General features: G+C 71.0%; 18 protein-coding genes. 4 read left to right on the plus strand and 14 right to left on the minus strand.

The features are described 5' to 3' along the window. Nucleotides 1–72: 72 nt before the first annotated feature. The 13 genes from OG736_RS12820 to rsmH form a co-directional block, all read right to left on the minus strand. A complete protein-coding gene (locus OG736_RS12820; RefSeq protein WP_327182544.1) occupies nt 73–792 on the minus strand; it encodes a YggS family pyridoxal phosphate-dependent enzyme in 720 nt (239 codons plus the stop codon). A 6-nt stretch (nt 793–798) separates the two neighbouring features. After that, nucleotides 799–1,527: a peptidoglycan editing factor PgeF gene (gene pgeF, locus OG736_RS12825; protein WP_327182545.1), complete on the minus strand. Its 729-nt coding sequence runs from the start codon at nt 1,525–1,527 to the stop codon at nt 799–801. Continuing rightward, nucleotides 1,524–2,720: a cell division protein FtsZ gene (gene ftsZ / locus OG736_RS12830; protein WP_327182546.1), complete on the minus strand. Its 1,197-nt coding sequence runs from the start codon at nt 2,718–2,720 to the stop codon at nt 1,524–1,526. Before ftsZ ends, pgeF begins: the two co-directional genes overlap by 4 nt. 277 nt (nt 2,721–2,997) lie before the next feature. Beyond that, a complete protein-coding gene (locus tag OG736_RS12835) occupies nt 2,998–3,792 on the minus strand; it encodes a cell division protein FtsQ/DivIB (protein ID WP_327182547.1) in 795 nt (264 codons plus the stop codon). A 143-nt stretch (nt 3,793–3,935) separates the two neighbouring features. Beyond that, nucleotides 3,936–5,033, minus strand: coding sequence for an undecaprenyldiphospho-muramoylpentapeptide beta-N-acetylglucosaminyltransferase (gene murG / locus OG736_RS12840; RefSeq protein ID WP_028806861.1), 1,098 nt, complete (start codon nt 5,031–5,033; stop codon nt 3,936–3,938). Nucleotides 5,034–5,039: 6 nt separating this feature from the next. Beyond that, on the minus strand, nt 5,040–6,404 hold the full coding sequence (ftsW, locus tag OG736_RS12845) for a putative lipid II flippase FtsW (RefSeq protein ID WP_327182548.1): 1,365 nt from the start codon (nt 6,402–6,404) through the stop codon (nt 5,040–5,042). A 108-nt stretch (nt 6,405–6,512) separates the two neighbouring features. Further along, nucleotides 6,513–7,940, minus strand: a complete 1,428-nt coding sequence (gene murD, locus OG736_RS12850) for a UDP-N-acetylmuramoyl-L-alanine--D-glutamate ligase (protein ID WP_327182549.1) — start codon at nt 7,938–7,940, stop codon at nt 6,513–6,515. Then, nucleotides 7,922–8,995: a phospho-N-acetylmuramoyl-pentapeptide-transferase gene (gene mraY, locus OG736_RS12855; RefSeq protein WP_020129934.1), complete on the minus strand. Its 1,074-nt coding sequence runs from the start codon at nt 8,993–8,995 to the stop codon at nt 7,922–7,924. Before mraY ends, murD begins: the two co-directional genes overlap by 19 nt. Beyond that, nucleotides 8,992–10,407 carry a UDP-N-acetylmuramoyl-tripeptide--D-alanyl-D-alanine ligase gene (locus tag OG736_RS12860; RefSeq protein WP_327182550.1) on the minus strand — a complete coding sequence of 472 codons (1,416 nt, stop codon included), beginning with the start codon at nt 10,405–10,407 and terminating at the stop codon, nt 8,992–8,994. The genes mraY and OG736_RS12860 overlap by 4 nt, the downstream gene beginning before the upstream one ends. A 4-nt stretch (nt 10,408–10,411) precedes the next feature. Further along, nucleotides 10,412–12,088 carry a UDP-N-acetylmuramoyl-L-alanyl-D-glutamate--2,6-diaminopimelate ligase gene (locus OG736_RS12865; RefSeq protein WP_442817028.1) on the minus strand — a complete coding sequence of 559 codons (1,677 nt, stop codon included), beginning with the start codon at nt 12,086–12,088 and terminating at the stop codon, nt 10,412–10,414. 70 nt (nt 12,089–12,158) lie between these two features. After that, on the minus strand, nt 12,159–14,126 hold the full coding sequence (locus tag OG736_RS12870; protein ID WP_327182552.1) for a peptidoglycan D,D-transpeptidase FtsI family protein: 1,968 nt from the start codon (nt 14,124–14,126) through the stop codon (nt 12,159–12,161). Between the two features lie 5 nt (nt 14,127–14,131). Beyond that, on the minus strand, nt 14,132–14,677 hold the full coding sequence (locus tag OG736_RS12875) for a cell division protein FtsL (RefSeq protein ID WP_327182553.1): 546 nt from the start codon (nt 14,675–14,677) through the stop codon (nt 14,132–14,134). Nucleotides 14,678–14,722: 45 nt separating this feature from the next. Continuing rightward, nucleotides 14,723–15,679, minus strand: a complete 957-nt coding sequence (gene rsmH / locus OG736_RS12880; protein ID WP_327182554.1) for a 16S rRNA (cytosine(1402)-N(4))-methyltransferase RsmH — start codon at nt 15,677–15,679, stop codon at nt 14,723–14,725. A 261-nt stretch (nt 15,680–15,940) separates the two neighbouring features. Here rsmH and OG736_RS12885 point away from each other — a divergent pair, with 261 nt between their 5' ends. The 4 genes from OG736_RS12885 (at nt 15,941) to OG736_RS12900 (ending at nt 21,746) form a co-directional block, all read left to right on the plus strand. Beyond that, nucleotides 15,941–16,549 (plus strand): beta-class carbonic anhydrase, encoded by a 609-nt coding sequence (locus tag OG736_RS12885; protein WP_442817029.1) that lies wholly within the window; start codon nt 15,941–15,943, stop codon nt 16,547–16,549. A 270-nt stretch (nt 16,550–16,819) separates the two neighbouring features. Next, nucleotides 16,820–17,854 carry an AAA family ATPase gene (locus tag OG736_RS12890; protein ID WP_054242860.1) on the plus strand — a complete coding sequence of 345 codons (1,035 nt, stop codon included), beginning with the start codon at nt 16,820–16,822 and terminating at the stop codon, nt 17,852–17,854. Next, nucleotides 17,854–19,227, plus strand: a complete 1,374-nt coding sequence (locus OG736_RS12895; RefSeq protein ID WP_327182556.1) for a DUF58 domain-containing protein — start codon at nt 17,854–17,856, stop codon at nt 19,225–19,227. The genes OG736_RS12890 and OG736_RS12895 overlap by 1 nt, the downstream gene beginning before the upstream one ends. After that, a complete protein-coding gene (locus OG736_RS12900; protein WP_327182557.1) occupies nt 19,224–21,746 on the plus strand; it encodes a transglutaminase TgpA family protein in 2,523 nt (840 codons plus the stop codon). The genes OG736_RS12895 and OG736_RS12900 overlap by 4 nt, the downstream gene beginning before the upstream one ends. Nucleotides 21,747–21,997: 251 nt before the next feature. On the opposite strand, the gene OG736_RS12905 is transcribed toward OG736_RS12900, so the two are convergent. Continuing rightward, nucleotides 21,998–22,411 (minus strand): SCO2097 family morphological protein, encoded by a 414-nt coding sequence (locus OG736_RS12905; RefSeq protein WP_020129944.1) that lies wholly within the window; start codon nt 22,409–22,411, stop codon nt 21,998–22,000. Between the last annotated feature and the right edge of the window lie 165 nt (nt 22,412–22,576).

Consider the following 22,576-nt stretch of genomic DNA (forward strand, 5'->3'; position numbering starts at 1 on the left):
CACGTGGCCCTTGTGTCCGCCCTTCGGCGGTAATGACCATATTTTCTGCTGTGGTCCGACTTCCTGGCGACGTTACCCGAGCCTGGGGCGGACTCCGAGTACCGCAGTGCCGACGCGTACATGTGTCGCTCCGGCCGCCACGGCATCCTCGAGGTCCGCACTCATCCCTGCCGACACCATGTTCGCAGCCGGATGGGCTCGGCGCAGGTCAGTCGACAAATCCATCAACCGCCCGAAGGCCTCGCGTTGGCGCCCGGCGTACTCCCCGGTCAGAGGTGCGACGGTCATCAGTCCGTCAAGCCGCAGCCCCGGCGATCCGGCGACCAGAGCGGCCAACTCCTCGACGCCGCCCGGAGCCACACCGCCCCGCTCACCCCGCTCGCTCGCCCCGGCGTCGAGCGCCACCTGCAGCAGACAGCCCACCTCGCGCCCGGCCCGCACGGCCTCCTTCGACAGGGCCGTCACCAGCCGGGCCCGGTCGACGGACTGCACCACATCCGCGTAACCGACCACGGAGCGGACCTTGTTGGTCTGCAACTGGCCGACGAAGTGCCACCGCAGCGGCAGCTCGGCACACTCGGCCGCCTTGGGTGCCGCGTCCTGGTCCTTGTTCTCGGCGACATGGCGCACACCGAGTTCCGACAGCAGCCGCACATCGCCGGCCGGGTAGGTCTTGGTGACCACGATCAGGGTCACCTCCTCCCGCGCGCGGCCCGCGGCCGCGCAGGCGGCGGCGATCCGGTCCTCCACCTTCGCCAGGTTTGCGGCGAGTTCGTACTTACGGTCCGTCATGCCCCATCAGTCCAGCCAGACATATCCCGCGAGTCGCCCCGTGGAGCGGTCGCGGCGATACGAGAAGTGATCGTTCGACTCCCGTGTGCACACCGGCGACCGCTCCCGGTCGTGCACCCCGAGACGGTCGAGCTGCGCGTGCACCCCGGCGATCACGTCGACGGCGGGAGTGCCCCAGCTCGTCTCGGCGCTCGCCGCCGGCTCGACGGCGGCCACCTCGGCGCGCATCGCCTCCGGCACCTCGTAGCACCGCCCGCACACGGCGGGTCCGGTGCGGGCGACGATCCGGGACGGGACGGCGCCGAGCGACTCCATCGCGTCGACGGCCGCCGGCACGATCCCCTTGACCATGCCGGGCCGCCCGGCGTGGGCGGCCGCGACCACCCCGGCGACGGGATCGGCGAGCAGGACAGGCACACAGTCCGCCGTCAGCACGGCGAGGGCGAGTCCACGGGTCGCGGTCACCAGACCGTCGACCGGCGGGGTGAGCCCGGTGGTCCACGGTCCGTCGACCTCGGCGACGTCATTGCCGTGCACCTGGTTCATCCAGACGACCAGGCCGGGGTCCAGACCCAGCGACTTGGCGGCCAGTTCACGATTGGCGCGTACGGCGTCGGGGTCGTCGCCGACCGCTCCGCCGAGGTTGAGCTCCTCATACGGAGCGGCGCTCACCCCGCCCCACCGGTCGGTGAAGGCGAAGTGCGCGCCGCTCACGCTCTCGCGCTGTCCTATCACTTCAGGAAGTCCGGCACGTCCAGCTCCTCGGCCGCGCTGTCCGAGTAGGACCGCGACGGCGGCACCGGCGGCGAGACCGGCAGGTCCGCCACCGGCTCGGGCGCCGGCTGCGTTTCCTCCTTGGGGGTCACGCTGCCGAGCGAACCGAAGGACGGCCGGCTCTCGGGCTGCCGCACCGGAGTGGGCTCCTCGCGGCGTGCCGAGGACGAGGACGAGCCCATGACGGTCTCCCGGCGGGCCGGGGGCTGGCCCCCGTCGAAGCCGGCCGCGATGACCGTGACCCGCACCTCGTCGCCGAGAGCGTCGTCGATGACCGCACCGAAGATGATGTTGGCCTCGGGGTGCGCCGCCTCGCTGACCAGCTGGGCGGCCTCGTTGATCTCGAACAGGCCGAGGTCGGAGCCGCCGGAGATGGAGAGCAGGACGCCCCGGGCGCCGTCGATCGAGGCCTCCAGGAGCGGCGAGGAGATCGCCATCTCCGCGGCGGCCACCGCACGGTCGTCGCCACGGGCCGAGCCGATGCCCATGAGGGCCGAACCGGCCTCGGACATGACCGACTTCACGTCGGCGAAGTCGAGGTTGATCAGACCGGGGGTGGTGATGAGATCGGTGATGCCCTGGACACCGGAGAGCAGGACCTGGTCGGCCGACTTGAAGGCGTCGAGGACCGAGACCTGGCGGTCGGAGATGGAGAGCAGTCGGTCGTTGGGGATGACGATGAGGGTGTCGACCTCTTCGCGGAGTTCCGCGATGCCGTCCTCGGCCTGGTTGGCGCGGCGCCGGCCTTCGAAGGTGAAGGGGCGGGTGACCACGCCGATGGTGAGGGCGCCGAGGTTACGTGCGATGTTGGCCACGACGGGCGCGCCGCCGGTGCCGGTGCCGCCACCCTCTCCGGCCGTCACGAAGACCATGTCGGCCCCCTTGAGGACCTCCTCGATCTCCTCGCGGTGGTCCTCGGCGGCCTTGCGGCCCACGGCCGGGTTGGCGCCGGCGCCGAGTCCGCGCGTGAGTTCACGGCCGACGTCGAGCTTGACGTCGGCGTCGCTCATCAACAGCGCCTGCGCGTCGGTGTTGATGGCGATGAACTCGACGCCCTTGAGACCGACCTCGATCATCCGGTTGATGGCATTGACACCACCGCCGCCGACACCGATGACTTTGATGACTGCGAGGTAGTTCTGCGGTGCTGCCACGTCGAAGGCCTCTCGCCTCGAGTTACGTGTCGTCGCCTCGCAGGTGATGCGATCCGACGACTGATGCCGAATGGGCCGGTCCGTTTCGCCGACCCGAACCCTAACGCTGAAGTTTAGGGTTACCAGTGTGTCTGTTCCTTGGAGTCTTCTGAACAGGACACTAAGTCGACAAGTGGCGCCCGTTCAACGAACACGCCGAACCTCCCGTTTTTCTTTTCACCCTATGTGATCAGGCGTGTCACTGCCCAACCAGGGTGCTGGCCTGCGCAGACGTGCGTCAACTCCCCGCTGACGCAGGGGCGGTGGGAGCGCTGACATCGAAGTGCCGCGCGGCCGGGGCGGCTTTCATGAGAGCGGTGAGTGTACGACCCTTCGCCGCGGCCTTCTCGGCACTTCCCCACGCGACCGTGCGGCCGCCGCTCAACTCCAGCGAGATGTCGTCGTAGGAACGGACCTTGACGACCCGGGTGGCCCGCGCGACGCCGGCGGGCAGGGAACCGGCCGCCTTCACCGCCTCCCGCACCAGCCGGGCCTCGCCGAAGCGGCGCAGGCTCGCGGCGGCCGAACGCGACGAGGAGACGGCCATTTCCAGCATCGGGACGCCTTTCGGAGCCTTGGAAACCGTGGCGAAACGGACGCCTTCGTCGTCCACTTCCACGAAGTTCGACCCCTTTTGCACGAGCAGAACCGGCGTACGCTCCGTCACTTTCAGGCCGATTCCATGGGGCCACGAACGCACCACGTCGACCGAGTGGATTCGGGGCAGTTCCGTACGCAGCCGGGCCTCGATCGCGTCGATGTCGACCGAGACCAACGGCGATCCGACCGGTACGGCGGCGGCTTCGCGCACCTGCGGCGGCGTCAGCACCTTCGTGCCGGACACGGAGACCCGCTCCACGCGCAGCCACTGCGAGCCGTACAGCACCCAGCCGGTGCCCGTGCCGAGGAGCACGACGACCAGCGCGAGAATGATGATCTTACGAAGTCGGCGCGGCCCCAACCACCGGACGAGGGGCGGGCCGGACGACTCCTGCTGGCGTGCACCGCGCTCGGCGGTGGCGGATCCGGCCACGCACACTCCCTTTCCTGGCTCGGTTCACCTCAGGGGCGCCACGGCCGGTGCCGAGAGCCCGGCCGCGCTCGGCCCCTCGGGCCTCCGCGGGCTCGACCCCTCGACACCGACGCGCCCCTTCGGCTCACTCGCCGACGCGTTTCCTAACGGCGTGCACGACTGGCGGCGATCGCCTCGTACACCATGCCGACGAGCAGCTCGTCGGCGTCCCGGCGGCCGAACTCGCTGGCGGCGCGGGACATCTCGTACAGCCGGTGCGGGTCGGCGAGGACGGGCAGGACGGTCTCCCGGACCCACTCGGGGGTCAGTTCCGCGTCGTCGACCAGCAGTCCGCCGCCCGCCTTGACCACCGGCTGGGCGTTCAGCCGCTGTTCGCCGTTGCCGATGGGCAGCGGGACGTAGGCGGCCGGAAGCCCGACGGCGGAGAGTTCGGCGACGGTCATCGCGCCCGCGCGGCAGAGCATCATGTCCGCGGCGGCGTACGCGAGGTCCATCCGGTCCACGTACGGTACCGGGATGTAGGGGGGCATCCCCGGCATCTGTTGCACCTGCGGCAGTTCGTTCTTCGGGCCGACCGCGTGCAGGATCTGGATACCGGCCTGCTGGAGCCAGGGCGCGACCTGCTGGACGACCTCGTTGAGGCGGCGGGCGCCCTGCGAACCGCCGGAGACCAGCAGGGTGGGCAGGTTGGGGTCGAGCCCGAACATGTGCCGGGCCTCGGGGCGCATGGCCGCGCGGTCCAGGGTGGCGATGGAGCGGCGCAGCGGGATGCCGATGTAGCGGGCGTCCCGCAGCTTGCTGTCGGGCGTGGAGACGGCGACCCGGGCCGCGTAGCGCGAGCCGATCTTGTTGGCCAGGCCGGGGCGGGCGTTCGCCTCGTGGACGACGATCGGGACGCCGAGTCGCTTGGCGGCCAGATAGCCGGGCAGGGCCACGTAACCGCCGAAGCCGACGACCGCGTCCGCCTTGGTGCGCTCCAGGATCTGCTCGGCGGCCTTGATCGTGCCGCGCAGCCGGCCCGGGACGGTGATCAGTTCGGGGGTGGGCTTGCGCGGCAGCGGGACGGCGGGGATCAGCGCGAGGTCGTAGCCCCGCTGCGGAACGAGCGTGGTCTCCAGACCGCGCTCCGTGCCCAGTGCCGTGATCCCCACGGTGGGGTCCTGCCTGCGCAGGGCGTCCGCGAGGGCGAGCGCGGGCTCGATGTGGCCGGCGGTCCCCCCACCAGCGAGTACGACATGCACCGAAATTCACCGCTCTCCGGACGGACGCGCCGCCGAGGCACGCCGTCGCATCGTGTTCCATCTCCGGGGGCTCCGGTCGAAAGCGGAGCCCCCAGCCCCCCGCTTTCTACCAAAGCGGGGGTGCCGCATCGCAAGCGCCGCCCGCGCACCGGGCTCGTCGCGTGCGAAAGCGATGAGCAGCCCGATGGCGAACATGGTCGGCAGCAGGGCGGAACCCCCGTAGGAGAACAGCGGGAGCGGGACGCCGGCGATCGGCAGCAGGCCGAGCACCGCACCGATGTTGATCACCGCCTGAGCGGTGATCCAGGTGGTCACGCCTCCCGCGGCATACCTCACGAAGGGGTCCTCCGTGCGTCCGGCCACGCGGATACCCGCATAGCCTAGAGCCGCGAACAGGGCGAGTACCGACAGCGTCCCCGCGAGACCCAGTTCCTCGCCGGTGACGGCGAAGATGAAGTCGGTGTGGGCTTCGGGGAGTTGGCCCCATTTCTCCACACTCGCACCGAGCCCCGAGCCGAAGATCCCGCCGGAGGCCAGGGCGTAGATCCCGTGCACCGCCTGCCAGCAGGCGTCGCCGGGGCCGGGGTCGGTCGCGCCGATGCACTGCAGACGGGCCATCCGGTTCGGGCTGGTCTTGATAAGGATCACACCGAGGGTCGCCGCGATCGACAGCACCCCGACGAAGAGCCGCGTGGGCGCCCCCGCCAGCCACAGCAGTCCGAACAGGATCGCCGTCAGGATGATCGCCGTGCCCATGTCGCCGCCGAGCATGATCAGCCCGAGCAGCATGAACGCGACCGGCACCAGCGGCACCAGCATGTGCTTCCACTGCGCGAGCAGCTTCTTGTCCTGTTTGCGGGCGAGCAGATCGGCGCCCCAGAGCACCAGCGCGAGCTTGCCGAACTCGCTGGGCTGGATCTGGAAGGAGCCGCCGAGCGAGATCCAGTTCTGGTTGCCGTTGACCGACATCCCTATCCCCGGCACCTGCACCAGCGCCATCATGAACACGGCGCCGGCGAGGATCGGGTAGGCGAGCGCCCGGTGCAGTTTCACCGGCATCCGGGAGGCGACCAGCAGCAGCGCGGCCCCGATGGAGGCCGCCAGGAACTGTTTGCGGAAGAAGAACGATCCCGGCAACGACATCTGCAGCGCGGTGATCTGGGACGCCGAGTAGACCATCACGAGGCCCAGGACGGTGATCAGCAGGCTGCCGCCGAAGATCAGGTAGTACGCGGTCAGCGGCCGGTCCCAGGCCTTCTGCGCACGCGTGCGGAGCCGTCGTACGGGGTTGTCGCGGAGCGGGCGGGAGGCTGTCGCGGGTCTGCGGACGGTCCGCTGGACAGGCGGACGCCCGGTACGGCTACCGGGCATCCGTTGCTCCCCGGTGCGCGGCGCAACCGCTGTACCCGGCTGCCGAGCCGTAGGTCGGCCGTGACGGTCCCACGCGTCCCTCCCAAGGTCGCCCGGCAGGCGGCCGGGTCAGGTTCCGAGTTCGCCAACCGCCTGGGCGAACATGTCACCGCGCTGGTTGTAGTTGACGAACATGTCCATGGAGGCGCAGGCCGGGGCGAGGAGCACCGTGTCGCCTTCGACGGCGAGGCGCCGAGCCTCCTGGACAGCCGCGAGCATCGCCCCAGTGTCCGTCCGCTCGAGGTCGACGACGGGTACTTTCGGGGCGTGTCGCGCCAGGGCTTCACGGATCAGGGCGCGATCGGCGCCGATGAGCACCGCCGCGCGAAGCCGCTTCGCCGACTTGGCGACCAGCTCGTCGAAGGTGGCGCCCTTCGCCAGTCCGCCCGCGATCCAGACGATCGACTCATAGGCCGCCAACGAGGCTTCCGCCGCGTGCGTGTTGGTCGCCTTGGAGTCGTCGATGTACGCGACGCCGTCCACGTCCGCCACGTGGGCGATGCGGTGGGCGTCCGGTGTGAAGGCCCGCAGGCCGTCCCGTACGGCCTTGGCGGGCACCCCGAAGGCGCGTGCGAGGGCCGCCGCGGCAAGGGCGTTGGCGATGTTGTGCGGGGCGGGCGGGCGGACGTCGGAGACCTCGGCGAGCTCCTGGGCGTTCTGCTGCCGGTTCTCGACGAAGGCGCGGTCGATCAGGATGCCGTCCACGACACCGAGTTGGGACGGCGCGGGGGCGGCGAGGGTGAAGCCGATCGCCCGGCAGCCCTCCTCGACGTCCGCCTCCCGGACCAGGTCCTCGGTGGCCTTGTCGGCGACGTTGTAGACGCAGGCGACCTGATTGCCCTCGTAGACACGGCCCTTGTCCTTGGCGTACGCCTCCATGGAGCCGTGCCAGTCGAGGTGGTCGGGAGCGAGGTTGAGGACGGCGGCGGAGTGGGCGCGCAGCGAGGGCGCCCAGTGCAGCTGGTAGCTGGACAGCTCCACGGCGAGGACGTCGTACGGCTCCTCGCCGAGGACGGCGTCCAGCAGGGAGACACCGATGTTGCCGACGGCCGCCGTGCGCAGGCCGGCCGCCTTCAGGATGGACGCCAGCATCTGGGTGGTGGTCGTCTTGCCGTTGGTGCCGGTGACGCACAGCCAGGGAGCGGCCTTCCGGCCGTCCAGTTCCCTGAGCCGCCAGGCGAGTTCGACATCGCCCCAGACCGGTACCCCGGCCTCGTGGGCCGCCGTGAACAGCGGCTTGTCGGGCTTCCAGCCGGGTGCGGTGACGATGAGTTCGGTGCCCTCGGGCAGGGTCGCCCCGTCACCGAGGCGCACGGTGACGCCCAGTGCCTGAAGCTCGGCGGCCTGCTCACGCGCGCGTGCGTCGTCGCCGTCGTTGACGACGGTGACCTTCGCGCCGAGCCCGTGCAGCACCTTGGCCGCCGGGATGCCGGAGACGCCGAGCCCGGCGACGGTGACGTTCTTCCCCTGCCAGTCGGTCACTTGTCCGCTGCCCATCCCGCGTAGAAGATGCCCAGTCCGACGATCACACAGATGCCCTGGATGATCCAGAAACGGACCACCACCAGGACCTCGGACCAGCCCTTGAGTTCGAAGTGGTGCTGCAGTGGCGCCATCCGGAAGACCCGCTTGCCGGTGAGCTTGAAGGAGCCGACCTGGATGACCACCGACATCGTGATCAGTACGAACAGGCCGCCCAGGAGGGCGATCAGCAGCTCGGTGCGGGAGCAGATCGCGAGGCCCGCGAGCACACCGCCGAGCGCCAGCGAACCGGTGTCGCCCATGAAGATCTTGGCCGGCGAGGTGTTCCACCACAGGAAGCCGAGGCAGGCGCCCATCAGCGCGGACGCGATGACCGCGAGGTCCAGCGGATCGCGTACCTCGTAACAGGCGCTGGGGTTGGTCAGGGTCTCGCCGTTGGCGCAGGACTCCTGGAACTGCCAGACACCGATGAAGGTGTAGGCACCGAAGACGAGGACGGAGGCGCCGGTGGCGAGGCCGTCCAGACCGTCCGTCAGGTTCACGCCGTTGGACATCGCGAGGATCATGAACAGCGCCCAGACGACGAACAGCACCGGGCCGATCGTCCAGCCGAAGTCCGTGATGAAGGACAGCTTCGTGGAGGCCGGGGTGTTGCCGCGCGAGTCGGAGAACTGCAGCGAGAGCACCGCGAAGGCGATACCGACGATCAGCTGGCCGGCCATCTTCGCCTTGGCCCGCAGACCCAGCGAACGCCGCTTGACGATCTTGATGTAGTCGTCGAGGAAGCCGACCAGGCCCATGCCCGTCATCAGGCCGAGCACCAGCAGACCCGAGTAGGTCGGGGGCTTGCCGGTGATCACCTTGGACAGGAAGTACGCGGCGATCGTCGCGAAGATGAAGGCGATGCCGCCCATGGTCGGCGTACCGCGCTTGCTGGCGTGCTCGCGCGGGCCGTCGTCGCGGATGTACTGGCCGTAGCCCTTGCGCGCCAGCAGCTTGATCAGCAGCGGCGTACCGACCAGCGTCAGGAAGAGGCCGATCACACCCGCGAACAGGATCTGATTCATCATCGGGCGGCGACCTCACCCTCGGTGCCGGTCGCGAGCAACGCCTGCGCGACGCTCTCGAGGCCGACCGAACGGGACGCCTTCACGAGTACGACGTCCCCCGGGCGCAACTCGCTGCGCAACAGGTCGACCGCCGCCTGTGCGTCGGACACGTGCACCGACTCCTCACCCCACGAACCCTCGTTATATGCGCCCAGTTGCAGCCAGGCGGCTTCCCTGCCCCCGACCGCGACGAGCTTGCCGACATTGAGCCGGACGGCGAGCCGTCCGACCGCGTCGTGCTCGGCGAGCGCCTCGTCCCCGAGCTCGGCCATCTTGCCGAGCACCGCCCACGTCCGGCCCCCCTTGCCCATGGCCGCGAGCGCGCGCAGAGCGGCTCGCATGGACTCGGGGTTCGCGTTGTAGGCGTCGTTGACGATCGTCACGCCGTCCGGGCGCTCGGTGACCTCCATCCGCCAGCGGGAGAGGGAGCCCGCCTCGGAGAGCGCGGTGGCGATCTCTTCCGCGGACATGCCCAGCTCATGGGCGACGGCGGCCGCTGCGAGCGCGTTCGACACGTGGTGCTCACCGTACAGGCGCATGGTCACGTCGCTGCACCCGGAGGGTGTGTGAAGGCTGAAGGCGGGCTGTCCGCTGTCCGTGAGTCGCACGTTCTCGGCCCGTACGTCCGCTTCGCCGGACTCTCCGAAAAAGACCACCTTCGCCTTCGTACGGGAGGCCATGGCCCGTACCAACGGGTCGTCGGCGTTGAGGATCGCGACGCCACCCTCACCGGCCGGCGGCAGGCTCTCGACGAGCTCGCCCTTTGCCTGTGCGATCTGTTCGCGGCCGCCGAACTCGCCGATGTGCGCGGTGCCGACGTTGAGGACGAGGCCGATCTTCGGGGGCGTCAGATCGGCGAGGTAGCGGATGTGGCCGATCCCGCGGGCGCCCATCTCGAGCACGAGGAACTTCGTCTCCTCGGTCGCGGACAGGGCGGTCAGGGGCAGCCCGATCTCGTTGTTGAGCGAGCCCGGTGTGAAGACGGTGGGCGCCTTGCGGCGCAGGACCTGTGCGACGAGGTCCTTGGTGCTGGTCTTGCCGGCCGAGCCGGTGAGCGCGACGAGGGTCGCGCCGAGCTTTTGCACGACGTGCCGGGCGAGGGCGCCCAGCGCCGTCTGGACGTCGTCCACGACGATCGCGGGGACGCCGACGGGCCGCGAGGCCAGTACGGCCGCCGCGCCCGCCTCGACGACCGCGGCCGCGTAGTCGTGGCCGTCCACGCGTTCGCCGACGAAGGCGACGAAGAGGCTGCCGGGCACCACCTCACGGGAGTCCCGGACGACCGGTCCGGTGACTTCCGCGGACGGATCCGGTATGTCGTGGGTCTGCCCGCCGACGACTGCTGCGATCTCGGCGAGGGAGAGGGCGATCACAAGTTCATCCCTGGGTCTGCTGGATAGCTTCGCGAAGCACCTGGCGGTCGTCGAACGGACGGACCACCCCGGCGATGTCCTGGCCCTGCTCGTGGCCCTTGCCCGCGATCAGCACGGTGTCCCCGGCGTGCGCGCGGCCGACGACCGCGGCGATCGCGGCGGCCCGGTCCTCGAACAGCAGGACCTCACCGCGCTCGTGCGCGGGCACGGACGCCGCGCCCTGAAGCATCGTCGCGAGGATCGCGAGGGGGTCTTCGGAGCGGGGGTTGTCGGAGGTCAGTACGGCGGTGTCGGCGAGCCGGGCCACCGCGGCGCCCATCGGGACGCGCTTGGTGCGGTCCCGGTCGCCGCCGCAGCCGAGGACGACGTGCAGCCGGCCCTTGGTGACCTTGCGCAGCGCCTTCAGGACCGACTCGACGGCGTCCGTCTTGTGGGCGTAGTCGACGACCGCGAGGTAGGGCTGCCCGGCGTCCACGCGCTCCAGCCGGCCCGGCACGCCCGGTACCGCGGCGACACCTTCGGCGGCGGTCCGCGGGTCGATGCCGGCGACGGCGAGGGCGACGATCGCGGCGAGGGTGTTCGCCACGTTGAAGGAACCCGGCAGCGGCGCCCTGGCGGCGACCCGCACCCCGTCCGGGCCCACGACGGTGAACGTCGAGTCCAGCGGACCGATCTCGACGTCGACCGCGCGCCAGTCGGCGTCCGGGTCGCCCTCGGCGGAGAAGCTGACGACCGGGACCTCCGCCTCCCGGATCAGCCGGCGGCCGTACTCGTCGTCGAAGTTGACCACGCCGAGTTTGCTGCGTTTCCGGGTGAACAGCTGCGCCTTGGCCTGGAAGTAGTCCTCCATGCCGGAGTGGAACTCCATGTGCTCCGGGCTGAGGTTGTTGAAGACGGCGATGTCGAAGACACAGCCGTCGACCCGGCCGAGGACCAGGGCGTGGCTGGAAACCTCCATGGCGACCGCCTCGACACCGCGCTCGCGCATGACCGCGAACAGCGCCTGGAGGTCGGTGGCTTCGGGGGTGGTGCGCTCGGACTTGATCCGCTCGTCGCCGATGCGCGTCTCGACGGTGCCGATCAGTCCGGTCGACCTGACCGGCTTGAGGCCGCCCTCCATGAGATACGCGGTGGTGGTCTTGCCGGAGGTGCCGGTGATGCCGATCTGGAGCAGGTCGCGGCCCGGGGCTCCGTAGATCGTGGCCGCCAGTTCGCCCATCCGTCCGCGCGGGTCGTCGACCACCAGGACCGGCAGGCCGGTCGCGGCGGCGCGTTCCGCGCCGGCGGTGTCGGTCAGGACGGCGACCGCGCCCAGGCCCGCGGCCTGGGTGACGAAGTCGGCGCCGTGCAGGCGGGCGCCCGGCAGGGCGGCGTACAGGTCGCCGGGGCGGACCGCGCGCGAGTCGTGGGTGATGCCCGTGACCTCGACGGCGGCGCTTCCCGGCTGCTCGGCACCCAGCTGATCGGCGAGCTCCGCGAGGGGTGTTGCGGAGACCTGAGCCGGTCGCGGCGGTCCCGGATATGTCACGGAAGCGCCCTTCTGGGGGGTTTGGGACTGATCAGCGTGTGGCACGGCGGTGAGCGTACCGGGCGTACCCGCCTGCGGGCGAAGCGAGGGCGGGGCCGCGGACGACGATGCGGGCGGTGCGGGGTTCCCGGGGTCGGGAGTGATCATGGTCACGGGCTGGTTCCTGGCTTGTTCGGCGCTGAACAGTGACGGGGCGGGGGTCGAGGCGGGCGGTGCGGGACGGTCAGGGGGTGAAGGAGACAGGGAGGCTCGCGGCCTTGGCGCCGGTCGGTGGGATCTGGAGGGTCTTCAGGGCGAACTCCATGACCTGCTTGAAGACGGGACCGCAGATCTGGCCGCCGAAGTAGCTGCCCTTGGTGGCGTTCTGGATGGCGCAGTACACGGTGACCCGGGGGTTGTCGGCGGGCGCGAACCCGGCGAACGAGGAGGTGTAGCCCTTGTAGGTGCCGGTGGCCGGATCGACCCGGTTGGCGGTACCGGTCTTGCCCGCGACGCGGTAGCCGGGGATCCGCGCCTTGGCGCCCGTGCCCTCCTCGTCGTCCACCACCGACTCCAGCATCTGGGCGAGGGTCTTCGCTGTCTTCTGGCTGACGACCCGGGTCTTCGCGGGCGCCTCGGCGGGGGTGAAGCGTCCGTCCGGGCCCTTGGTTCCGCGCACCAGGGTGGGCTCCACACGGACCCCGCCGTTGGCGATCGTCGAGTACACCGAGGCCGCCTGGAGCGCGTTGAGGGACATGCCCTGGCCGAAGGGGATCGTGTACTGCTGCGAGGTCGACCACTTGCCGGGCTGGGCCAGGATGCCCTTCGTCTCACCGGGGAAGTCGAGTCCGGTCTGGCTGCCGATGCCGAACTTGCGCAGGTACGAGTAGAGGACCTGGTTGGCCTGGGCCTGCGTCTTGCCGAGCTGGCCGGTGGCCAGGATGGTGCCGATGTTGCTGGACTTTGCGAGCACGCCGTTGAGCGTGAGGTACCAGGTGGCGTGGTCGATGTCGTCCTGGAAGAGCCGGTCGCCGCGGTGCAGCCGGTTGGGCACGGTGACATGCGTCAGCGGTGTGGCGGCGTTCTCCTCCAGCACGGCGGCCATCGACATGACCTTGGCCGTGGAGCCGGGTTCGTAGGCGTCCTGGACGGAGGCGTTGCCCATGTCCGCGGACTTGGCCTGCGAGAGGTCGCCCGGGTCGAAGCCGGGCGAGTTGGCCATGGCGAGGATCTCGCCCGTGCGGTTGTCCTGGACGATGACGTAGCCGCGGTCCGCCCGGGACTCCTCCACCTGCTCGGTGATGGCGTTCTGCGCGGCCCACTGGATGTCTCGGTCGATCGTCAGCTCGACGTCGGAGCCGGGCACCGCGGGGGTCTCGGTGGAGCCCACGGTGGGGACCTGGCGGCCGCCGGACTGGGCGTAGCGGATCTTGCCGTCCTTGCCGGTCAGGGTCGCGTTCAGCTGCTGCTCGACACCTCCGCCGCCCTTGCCGTCGGCGTTGACCCAGCCCAGTATCCCGGCGGCGAGGTTCCCGTTCGGGTACACGCGCTTGCTGCTGGGAACGGAGAAGACGCCGGCCAGGACGTTGACGGTGGACTTGTCCGTCTCCGCCTTGGTGGACAGGGCGGATCTCAGGTCCTTGATCTGCTTCCAGACCTGCGGGGTCTGCCGGCCGGCCAGCTTGACGTAACGCAGGCTCGCGTCCTTCGGCCGCAGCTTCTTGACGAGCGCGGACTGCTGCTGGCCGAGGATCGGCGCGAGGAGGGCCGCCGCCTGCTCGGGGGCGTCGCCGACCTTCAGCTGCGCGCGCGTGAACATCGTGGGGTCGGCCGTGATGTCGTAGGCGTCCACGCTGGTCGCGAAGGCCACACCGGCGCGGTCGGTGATCTCGCCCCGCTCGGCGGCCAGCACCTGGCCGACGTACCGGTTCTGCTCGGCCTTGGCGGCGTAAGCGCTCGCGTCGACGGCCTGCACCTGGAGCAGACGGACGACGAAGGCGATCAGCACCAGGGTCAGCGCGAGGCCGACCATCCGCAGGCGCGGACGGGGGCTGCCGAGCCGGATGACACGCTGCGCCGCGGGGCGTGGAGCGGGTGCGGTCGGGCGGCGGGCGGGACGGGCGCCGGGGCCCGGCCGCCGCTGGGCGGACACGGGGCGGGAGGGCCGGGCGGGGCCGGGCACGCGCCGGCGCGGCGGTTCCCTGTCGGACACTTCCGTCACCTGCCGGGGGTCTCGGGGATGGCTTCGGTCGGGGCGGCGCTCGGGGCCGGGGGCTCGGTCGGCTCGGAAAGGGTGCTCGGCGGGGATGTCGCCGGGGACGGCGGCGCCTCGATCGTCTGGGAGAGCAGGATGGCCTCCGGCGGCCGTACGGCGGAGGGAGCCTCCTGCAGGGACTGCTGGGCGGCGGGCGAGGGGACGCCCTTCACGGTGCCGTCGGGATTCAGGAAGGCCGGGTCTCCGCCGGGGACCATGCCGAGTTCGCGTGCGCGGCGCTGGAGGGCGTCGGGGGCGGAGTAGGAGTCGATGTCCCGCTGGAGCGCCTGCTCCTCGTCGGTGAGGCTCTTGGTGTCCTTCTGGAGGTCGTCCATCTTGAACGAGCCCTCGCTGAGCGCGGAGTTCAGCACGAGCAGTCCGATGAGACCGCCGCCCAGGAGAAGGACGACGAGAAGGACGAACGGGGTACGGGCCGCCTGCCGCGGGCCGGCCGGGAAGAGTCGCGCGAGCCGGGCGGCCCTCCCCTTCAGTTCGGGTTTCCTACTCACTCGGCCTCCCCCGGGTCGGAATTCCGAACCCTCGGCTCACGCCCGTCATTCGATGGACTCCCTGATTCGCTCGGCCCCGCGCAGGCGCGCCGGGGTGGCACGCCGGTTCTCGGCGATCTCTTCCTCGGTGGGAAGTTCGGCACCGCGGGTGAGCAGCTTGAGCCGGGGCTGGTAGCGCTCGGGGACGACCGGCAGCCCGGGCGGCGCGGTGTTGGCGGCACCGGCCGCGAACACCTGCTTCACGAGCCGGTCTTCGAGCGACTGGTACGACAGGACGGCGATCCGCCCGCCCACGTCGATCGCCTCCACCGCCGCCGGGATCGCCCGCTCCAGGACGGAGAGTTCACCGTTGACCTCGATGCGCAGCGCCTGGAAGGTGCGCTTGGCCGGGTTGCCGCCGGTGCGCTTGGCGGCCTGGGGAAGGGCGTTGCGGATCAGCTCCACGAGCCGCGCGCTGTTGGTGAACGGCTCCTTGTCGCGTTCACGCATCACTGCGGAGACGATTCGCTTGGCCTGCTTCTCCTCGCCGTACGCCCGCAGGATCCGGACCAGTTCACCGGGCGGGTACGTGTTGAGCACCTCGGCCGCGCTGACGCCGGTCGTCTGGTCCATCCGCATGTCGAGCGGGGCGTCCTGGGCGTAGGCGAAGCCGCGGTCGGCCTCGTCGAGTTGCATGGAGGACACGCCGAGGTCGAACAGGACGCCCTGCACGCGCGCGATGCCGAGCCGGTCCAGTACGTCGGGCAGCTCGTCGTAGACGGCGTGCACGAGGGTGGCGCGGTCGCCGAACGGGGCGAGGCGCTCACCGGACAGGCGCAGCGCCTCCTTGTCGCGGTCGAGGGCGACGAGCCGGACCTCGGGGAACTGCGTCAGCAGGGCCTCGCTGTGGCCGCCGAGGCCGAGTGTGCAGTCGACCACCACCGATCCCGGCCGCTGGAGGGCGGGGGCCAACAGGTCCAGGCACCGCTGGAGCATCACCGGGACGTGTCGACTGTGACTCAAGGGGCCCTCTCAGATCCGGCGGGTGTACGCATCGCCGGGTCCCCGCCCCCTGAGGAAGGGAAGGCCTGCCGGCGCCGCGGGGAGATCTCCGGCGGCCGGGCCGGGGTCTCACGGGGTTCAGTCCAGCAGGGAGATCGTCGCCTCCCGCTTCGCGTCACTTTAGTCCACGGTGTCTCGCGGTCAATCAACCGGCCTGCGCGGCGCGGCCCGACGGGATCCCCTCCCCGCCTCCTCTGTGGCTTACCTCACAAAGAGCACGTGATGACACTCTTTTTCCGTTCTCACAGCAGGCCCAGAACGCACGTGACCAGTACCGTCATCGGTATGACGACTTCTGCATCGGTTCCCGCACGGCCCGAAGGCGCCATAACCGACGACACCGTCACCGACCGCCTCGTCGAGGCGAACGAGCGGTACGCGGCCGCCTTCTCCGACCCCGGCATGGACGCCCGGCCCGTTCTGCACGTCGCGGTCGTGGCCTGCATGGACGCCCGACTCGACCTGCACGCGGCGCTCGGCCTCGAGCTCGGCGACTGCCACACGATCCGCAACGCCGGCGGCGTGGTCACCGACGACGTGATCCGCTCGCTCACCATCAGCCAGCGCAAGCTGGGCACGCGCAGCGTCGTCCTCATCCACCACACCGGCTGTGGCCTCGAGGCGATCACCGAGGACTTCCGCACCGAGCTGGAGATGGAGGTCGGCCAGCGTCCGGCCTGGGCGGTGGAGGCCTTCCGGGACGTCGACCAGGACGTACGGCAGTCGATGCAGCGGGTGCGCACCTCCCCGTTCCTGGTGCACACCGACGACGTGCGCGGCTTCGTGTTCGACGTGAAGACGGGCCTGCTGCGCGAGATCGACCCCGCGTAATCGCCCCCGAGCCCCTGTGCGACCGTTCACGGACGCCGTCGTTCGCTGTCGTTTCGCTGTTGATTTCCGCACCTCGGACGCCCAAATAGTCATAACACCGACATATCGAGGACAGTTGTCCACAGGCGAGTGACACGAATCGGTAACGGCAGCAAGAATGCGGGTGTGACGTCACGCTGAGCAGTTCGTGCACGGCGTCCGTGATTCGGGGTGGGCCGGTTTGCCGCACAGAGCGTCGGCCCGGAGAAAGTTTGGGCCGAGGAGGGCCGGGTGACGACCTATGACGAGCGAGCGAGCCTCACAGATCTGACCGCCACTGTGGAGCGTGTCCGCAGTTCGGTGGAGGGAGTGATCGAGGGCAAGCCCGAGGTCGTACGGCTTTCGCTGACCGTGCTCCTCGCCGAGGGGCATCTGCTGATCGAGGACGTGCCGGGCGTCGGCAAGACGATGCTGGCCAAGGCGCTGGCGAAGTCCATCGACTGCTCGGTCCGCCGTATCCAGTTCACGCCCGACCTGCTGCCCTCGGACATCACCGGGGTGTCCATCTGGGACCAGCAGCGCCGGGAATTCGAGTTCAAGCCGGGCGCGATCTTCTCGCAGATCGTGATCGGCGACGAGATCAACCGCGCCTCGCCCAAGACGCAGTCGGCGCTCCTGGAGTCGCTGGAGGAGCGCCAGGTCACCATCGACGGGACGACGTACGAGCTGCCCAGTCCCTTCATGGTCGTGGCCACCCAGAACCCGGTCGAGATGGAGGGCACCTACCCGCTGCCCGAGGCCCAGCGCGACCGTTTCATGGCCCGTGTCTCCATCGGCTACCCGAGCCCGGAGGCCGAGCTCCAGATGCTCGACGTCCACGGCGGGGTCAGCCCGCTGGACGACCTGCAGCCGGTCGCGCACGCCCACGAGATCGTGAAGCTGATCGACGCCGTCCGCGGTGTCCACGTCGCCGACTCGGTCCGCCGCTACGCGGTCGACCTGGTCTCCGCCACGCGCACCCACCCGGACCTCAGACTCGGCGCCTCCCCGCGCGCGACGCTGCACCTGGTGCGCGCGGCCAAGGCGACCGCCGCCCTCAGCGGCCGGGACTACGCGCTCCCGGACGACGTGCAGAACCTCGCCGTGGCCGTCCTGGCCCACCGTCTGCTGCCCACCGCGCAGGCGCAGCTGAACCGCCGCACGGCGGAGCAGGTCGTCGAGGAGATCATCCAGCGCACCTCGGTGCCCGCGAGCCCCCAGCAGCACGGGTACGGACTCGGCCACGGCACACAGGCGTACGGCCAGCAGCAGTCGCGGAGGCTGTGATGACCGCCGGGGGGACCGGGCAGCCGTCCACGGGCCACGGGGAGAAGGGCGAGAAGGGCGGCGCACGCACGGCCCTGGCCGGTCTGACCACCCGCGGCCGCTCCTTCCTCGCCGCCGGCATCGCGGCCGCCATCTGCGCCTATGTGCTCGGGCAGCCCGACCTGCTGCGGGTCGGGCTGCTGCTGGCCGCTCTGCCGCTGATCTGCGCGGCCGTCGTCTACCGCACCCGCTACCGGGTCGCCGGCAGCCGCCGGCTGTCTCCCGCCCGAGTGCCCGCCGGCAGCGAGGCCCGCGTCCACCTGCGGATGGACAACGTCTCGCGGCTGCCCACCGGCCTGCTGATGCTGCAGGACCGGGTGCCGTACGTGCTCGGTCCGCGCCCCCGCTTCGTCCTGGACCGGGTCGAGGCGGGCGGTCGCCGCGAGGTGTCCTACCGGGTCCGCTCCGACCTGCGCGGCCGCTACCCGCTGGGCCCGCTCCAGCTGCGCCTGAGCGATCCCTTCGGCATGTGCGAACTCACCAGGGCCTTCTCCACCTACGACACGCTGACCGTGATCCCGCGCGTGGAGCCGCTGCCCCCGGTCCGCCTGAGCGGCGAGGCCAAGGGGTACGGCGACGGACGGCTGCGCGCGCTGGCGCTGGCCGGCGAGGACGACGTGATCCCGCGCGGCTACCGCTACGGCGACGACCTGCGCCGGGTGCACTGGCGTCTGACCGCCCGCTACGGCGAACTGATGGTGCGCCGCGAGGAGCAGCCGCAGCGCTCCCGCTGCACGGTGCTGCTGGACACCCGGGGCCTCTCCTACCAGGGCGCGGGCCCGGACTCCGCCTTCGAATGGGCGGTCTCGGGCGCCGCGTCCGTGCTGGTGCACATGCTGGAGCGGGGCTTCTCGGTGCGGCTGCTGACGGACACGGGCAACTCGGTGCCCGGTGAGGGCTCCGACGGGTTCGCCGGCGCGAGCCAGGAGTCGGCGGACGCGGCCGGGCTGATGATGGACACCCTGGCGGTGGTCGACCACTCCGACGGCACGGGCCTGTCCCGGGCGTACGACGTGCTGCGCGGCGGCAACGAGGGACTGCTGGTGGCCTTTCTCGGCGATCTCGACGAGGAGCAGGCGGCGGTGGCCGCGAGGATGCGCCAGCGCAGCGGAGGCGCGGTCGCCTTCCTGCTGGACGGCGACAGCTGGGCGCGTGAACCGAACGGCGCTCCCGATCCGATGAACAGGCAGGAGGAGCGGCTGCGGATGCTGCGCGAGGCGGGCTGGACAGCCCTCAGCGTGCCGCGGGGCGCTCCGCTGAACGAGTTGTGGCGCCAGGCGGACCGCGAGCGGGCGGGCGTGATGACGACGAGCGGCGGGGAGGGACGGTCATGAGCGGGCGGGCCCGACTGACGCTGTGCTCGGCGGCGGCGACGCTGATGGCCTCGTGCGCCCTGCTGCCCCTTGTCACCCCGGCGACCTGGCTCCTCCAGGCCGCGTTCCTGCTGGCCGTCCAGTCCGGCGTGGGCGCGGCGACCCGGCGGGTGCCGCTGGCCCGGCCGCTGACCGTGGCCGCCCAGACCCTGGTCACGCTGGTACTGCTGACCCTGTTCTTCGCCCGGGAGCACGCCCTCGCCGGCCTGATCCCCGGCCCGGAGGCCTTCCGTCATTTCGGTGACCTGCTCCAGACGGGCACCGACGACGTGGGGCGGTACGCGATCCCGGCCCCGCTGTCCGACGGCATCCGGCTGATGGTGATCGGCGGGGTGCTGGTGATCGGTCTGGCGGTGGACACCCTCGCGGTGACCTACCGCAACGCGGCCCCGGCCGGCCTGCCCCTGCTGGCGCTGTACTCGGTCGCCGCGGGCCTGTCCGACGGGGTGACCGACTGGCTGTGGTTCCTGGTCGCCGCGGCCGGCTATCTGATGCTGCTGCTCGCCGAGGGCCGGGAACGGCTCTCGCAGTGGGGCCGGGTCTTCGGCGGGGCGCCGCGCGGTCCGGGCGGACCGTCCGGCCCGGTGGCCCCGGTGCGCACCGGCCGCCGTATCGGCATGGCCGCGCTGGGTGTCGCCCTCGTGGTACCGCTCCTGCCGCTGCCGGCGATACAGGGCGGGCTGCTGGACGGGGCGGGCACCGGTGTCGGCGCGGGCAACGGCAGCGGGGGCACTATCTCCGCGGTCAACCCGCTGGTGTCGCTGCGCGACAGCCTGAACGTGGACGAGGACCGCACGGTCCTGACCCTGCGGACCACCACCAGCAACATCTCGGACATGTACCTGCGGATCGTGTCGCTGGACGACTTCGACGGCACGACGTGGAAGCCGGCGAAGCGTCACATCATCGCCGTGCCGGACGAGTTCCCCTCACCCACCGGCCTGGGTCAGGACGTCAAGCGCACCGAGGTCACGACCCGGATCGCGGCCGCCGCCGCTTACGGCCAGGACTGGCTGCCGATGCCGTACCCGCCCAGCAGCGTGCAGATCAAGGGCAACTGGCGGTACGAGCCGGTCGGCATGACGCTGGTCGGCGACCACGGCCAGAAGACCAACGGCAAGACGTACCAGGTGACGAGCCTCGATGTGCAGCCGACGGCGGAGCAGCTGGCCTCGGCGCCCGAGGCGCCCGGCTCCGTGAAGAGCACCTACACCAAGGTCCCGGACTCCCTCCCCGCGGTGGTGAGGCAGCAGGCCCGGGAGATCACCAAGGGCGCCACCGGCGACTACGAGAAGGCGGTTGCGCTCCAGGACTACTTCGCGGTGACCGGCGGCTTCGAGTACGACACCGAGGTCGAGGTCGGCAGCGGCCCCAACGCGATCGCCCGCTTCCTGAAGGACAAGCAGGGCTTCTGCGTCCACTTCTCGTTCGCGATGGCCGCGATGGCCCGCACGCTGGGCATACCGGCGCGGGTCGCGGTGGGCTTCGCGCCGGGTTCCCCGCAGGCGGACGGTTCGTTGGCGGTGGGCCTGAAGGACGCGCACGCCTGGCCGGAGCTGTACTTCGAGGGCGTCGGCTGGACCCGTTTCGAGCCGACCCCGACCCGGGGCACGACGCCCACGTACACGCTGCCGGACAGTACGGGCGAGACCGTTCCCGACCTGCCGCAGGCCTCCCGCTCGGCGGACGCGGGGCCTTCGACCGAGCCGTCGGCGAGCACCAGCTGCTCGGCCCAGGACAAGAAGCTCGAGGGCTGCGCCGCCGCGCTGCCGCTGGACCCGACGGAGCAGGACGGCGGCGGTCCCCCCTGGTACGAGGTCGCCGGATGGACGCTGCTGGGGGCGGCGGCACTCGCCCTGCCGCTGCTGCCGATGCTGTGGCGGCTGAGACGACGTGCGGTGCGACTGGCGTCCGCCCAGCACTCCGCGTCCTCGCCCGCCGGGGCACCCCCGGGCCGGCGCAAGGACGGCGGGAAGGGCGGGGACGTCCGGCAGCCGGGCGACCCCGGTCCGGCGGTGCTGCTGGACGTGCCGCCGCAGGAGGCCGGTGAGGCGGCCGTCGAGCATGTGCTGGCGGTGTGGCGCGAGCTCACCGACTCGGCCTGGGACTACGGCATCGAGCCGGACGACGCGCTGACCCCGCGGCGAGCGGCCGCGCGGATCGTCCGGATCGGGGAGCTGGACGAGACGGTGGGCCGTTCGGTGCACCGGGTCGCCGGCGCCGTGGAACAGGTGCTGTTCGCTCCGGAGCCCAGGGCCGAGGGCGGCCTGGCCGACGACGTGCGCAAGGTGCGGGGGGCCCTGCGCGAGCGGGTCGGCTGGACCACGCGCGTGCGTGCCGTCGTGGCACCGCGTTCGGCCATCCGCGCGGTCTGGGATCTCCATGACCGCTGGACGGCCCTCAAGGCGTCCTGGGCGGCCCGTCTGGCGACTCTCGTGCGCCGACCGTCCGGGCCACAGAGCCAAGAGCAGAGCGGCTGAGAAGCCGAGAAAGGGCCGAGCCGGCGTCCAGGTGGACCCGTGCTCGGCCCGAGCCGGGCCCGAGCCCGACTCGAGCACCGGCCGGCCCGTGCCGAGCACGGGCCACGCAGGGCAGCCAGGGTGCGCAGGGCACGCAGGGGCTCTGCAAAAGCCGGGGACGCGCGGCTGGGACGGCAGAAACGTTGAGGGGGCGACCACCCGGCCGGGTGGTCGCCCCCTCAACGTTTCTTCGCATGGGGGTGGTACTGCGGTCAGTGACCGCCCTGCTCATCACGGCGGCGCTGCCAGCGCTGCTCGATCCGGTCCATCATGGAGCGCTTCTGCCGACCCTGACCACGACTGTGCGGGGTACCCGGGGCTCCTGCGGCACCTGCCGCGGGTTGCTCGCCCGGCTTGGGCGCCTTGCGCCAGCCGGTCACGGCGAGAACCGCGCAGCCCAGCATGACGAGGAAGCCCACCACGCTCAGCCAGACCTGCTTGGCGACCATACCGGCCATGAGGAGCGCGATACCCACGAGGAAGCCTGCGACCGCCTGGTAGACCCGCCGCCGGGTGTACGTACGCAGCCCGCTTCCCTCGAGCGCCGACGCGAACTTGGGATCTTCGGCGTACAGCGCTCGCTCCATCTGCTCGAGCATGCGCTGCTCGTGCTCCGAGAGCGGCACGGAGTCCTCCTCATCGTGCAGTCGCCGGGGCGACCCGGGGGGTCCCTTCAGGATAGGCAGGGAATCGCCCCCGTGAAACCCGCCCCTCTACGCCAATTGGCCAACCGGAGCCCGTCATGGACGTCCCGGCCCGCTGAGGTTTCATTCCCCAGGAGCCGACCCGTC

Origin of the sequence: Streptomyces sp. NBC_01334, assembly GCF_035983595.1 — a bacterium.
In the GTDB taxonomy this organism is placed as follows: domain Bacteria; phylum Actinomycetota; class Actinomycetes; order Streptomycetales; family Streptomycetaceae; genus Streptomyces; species Streptomyces coriariae.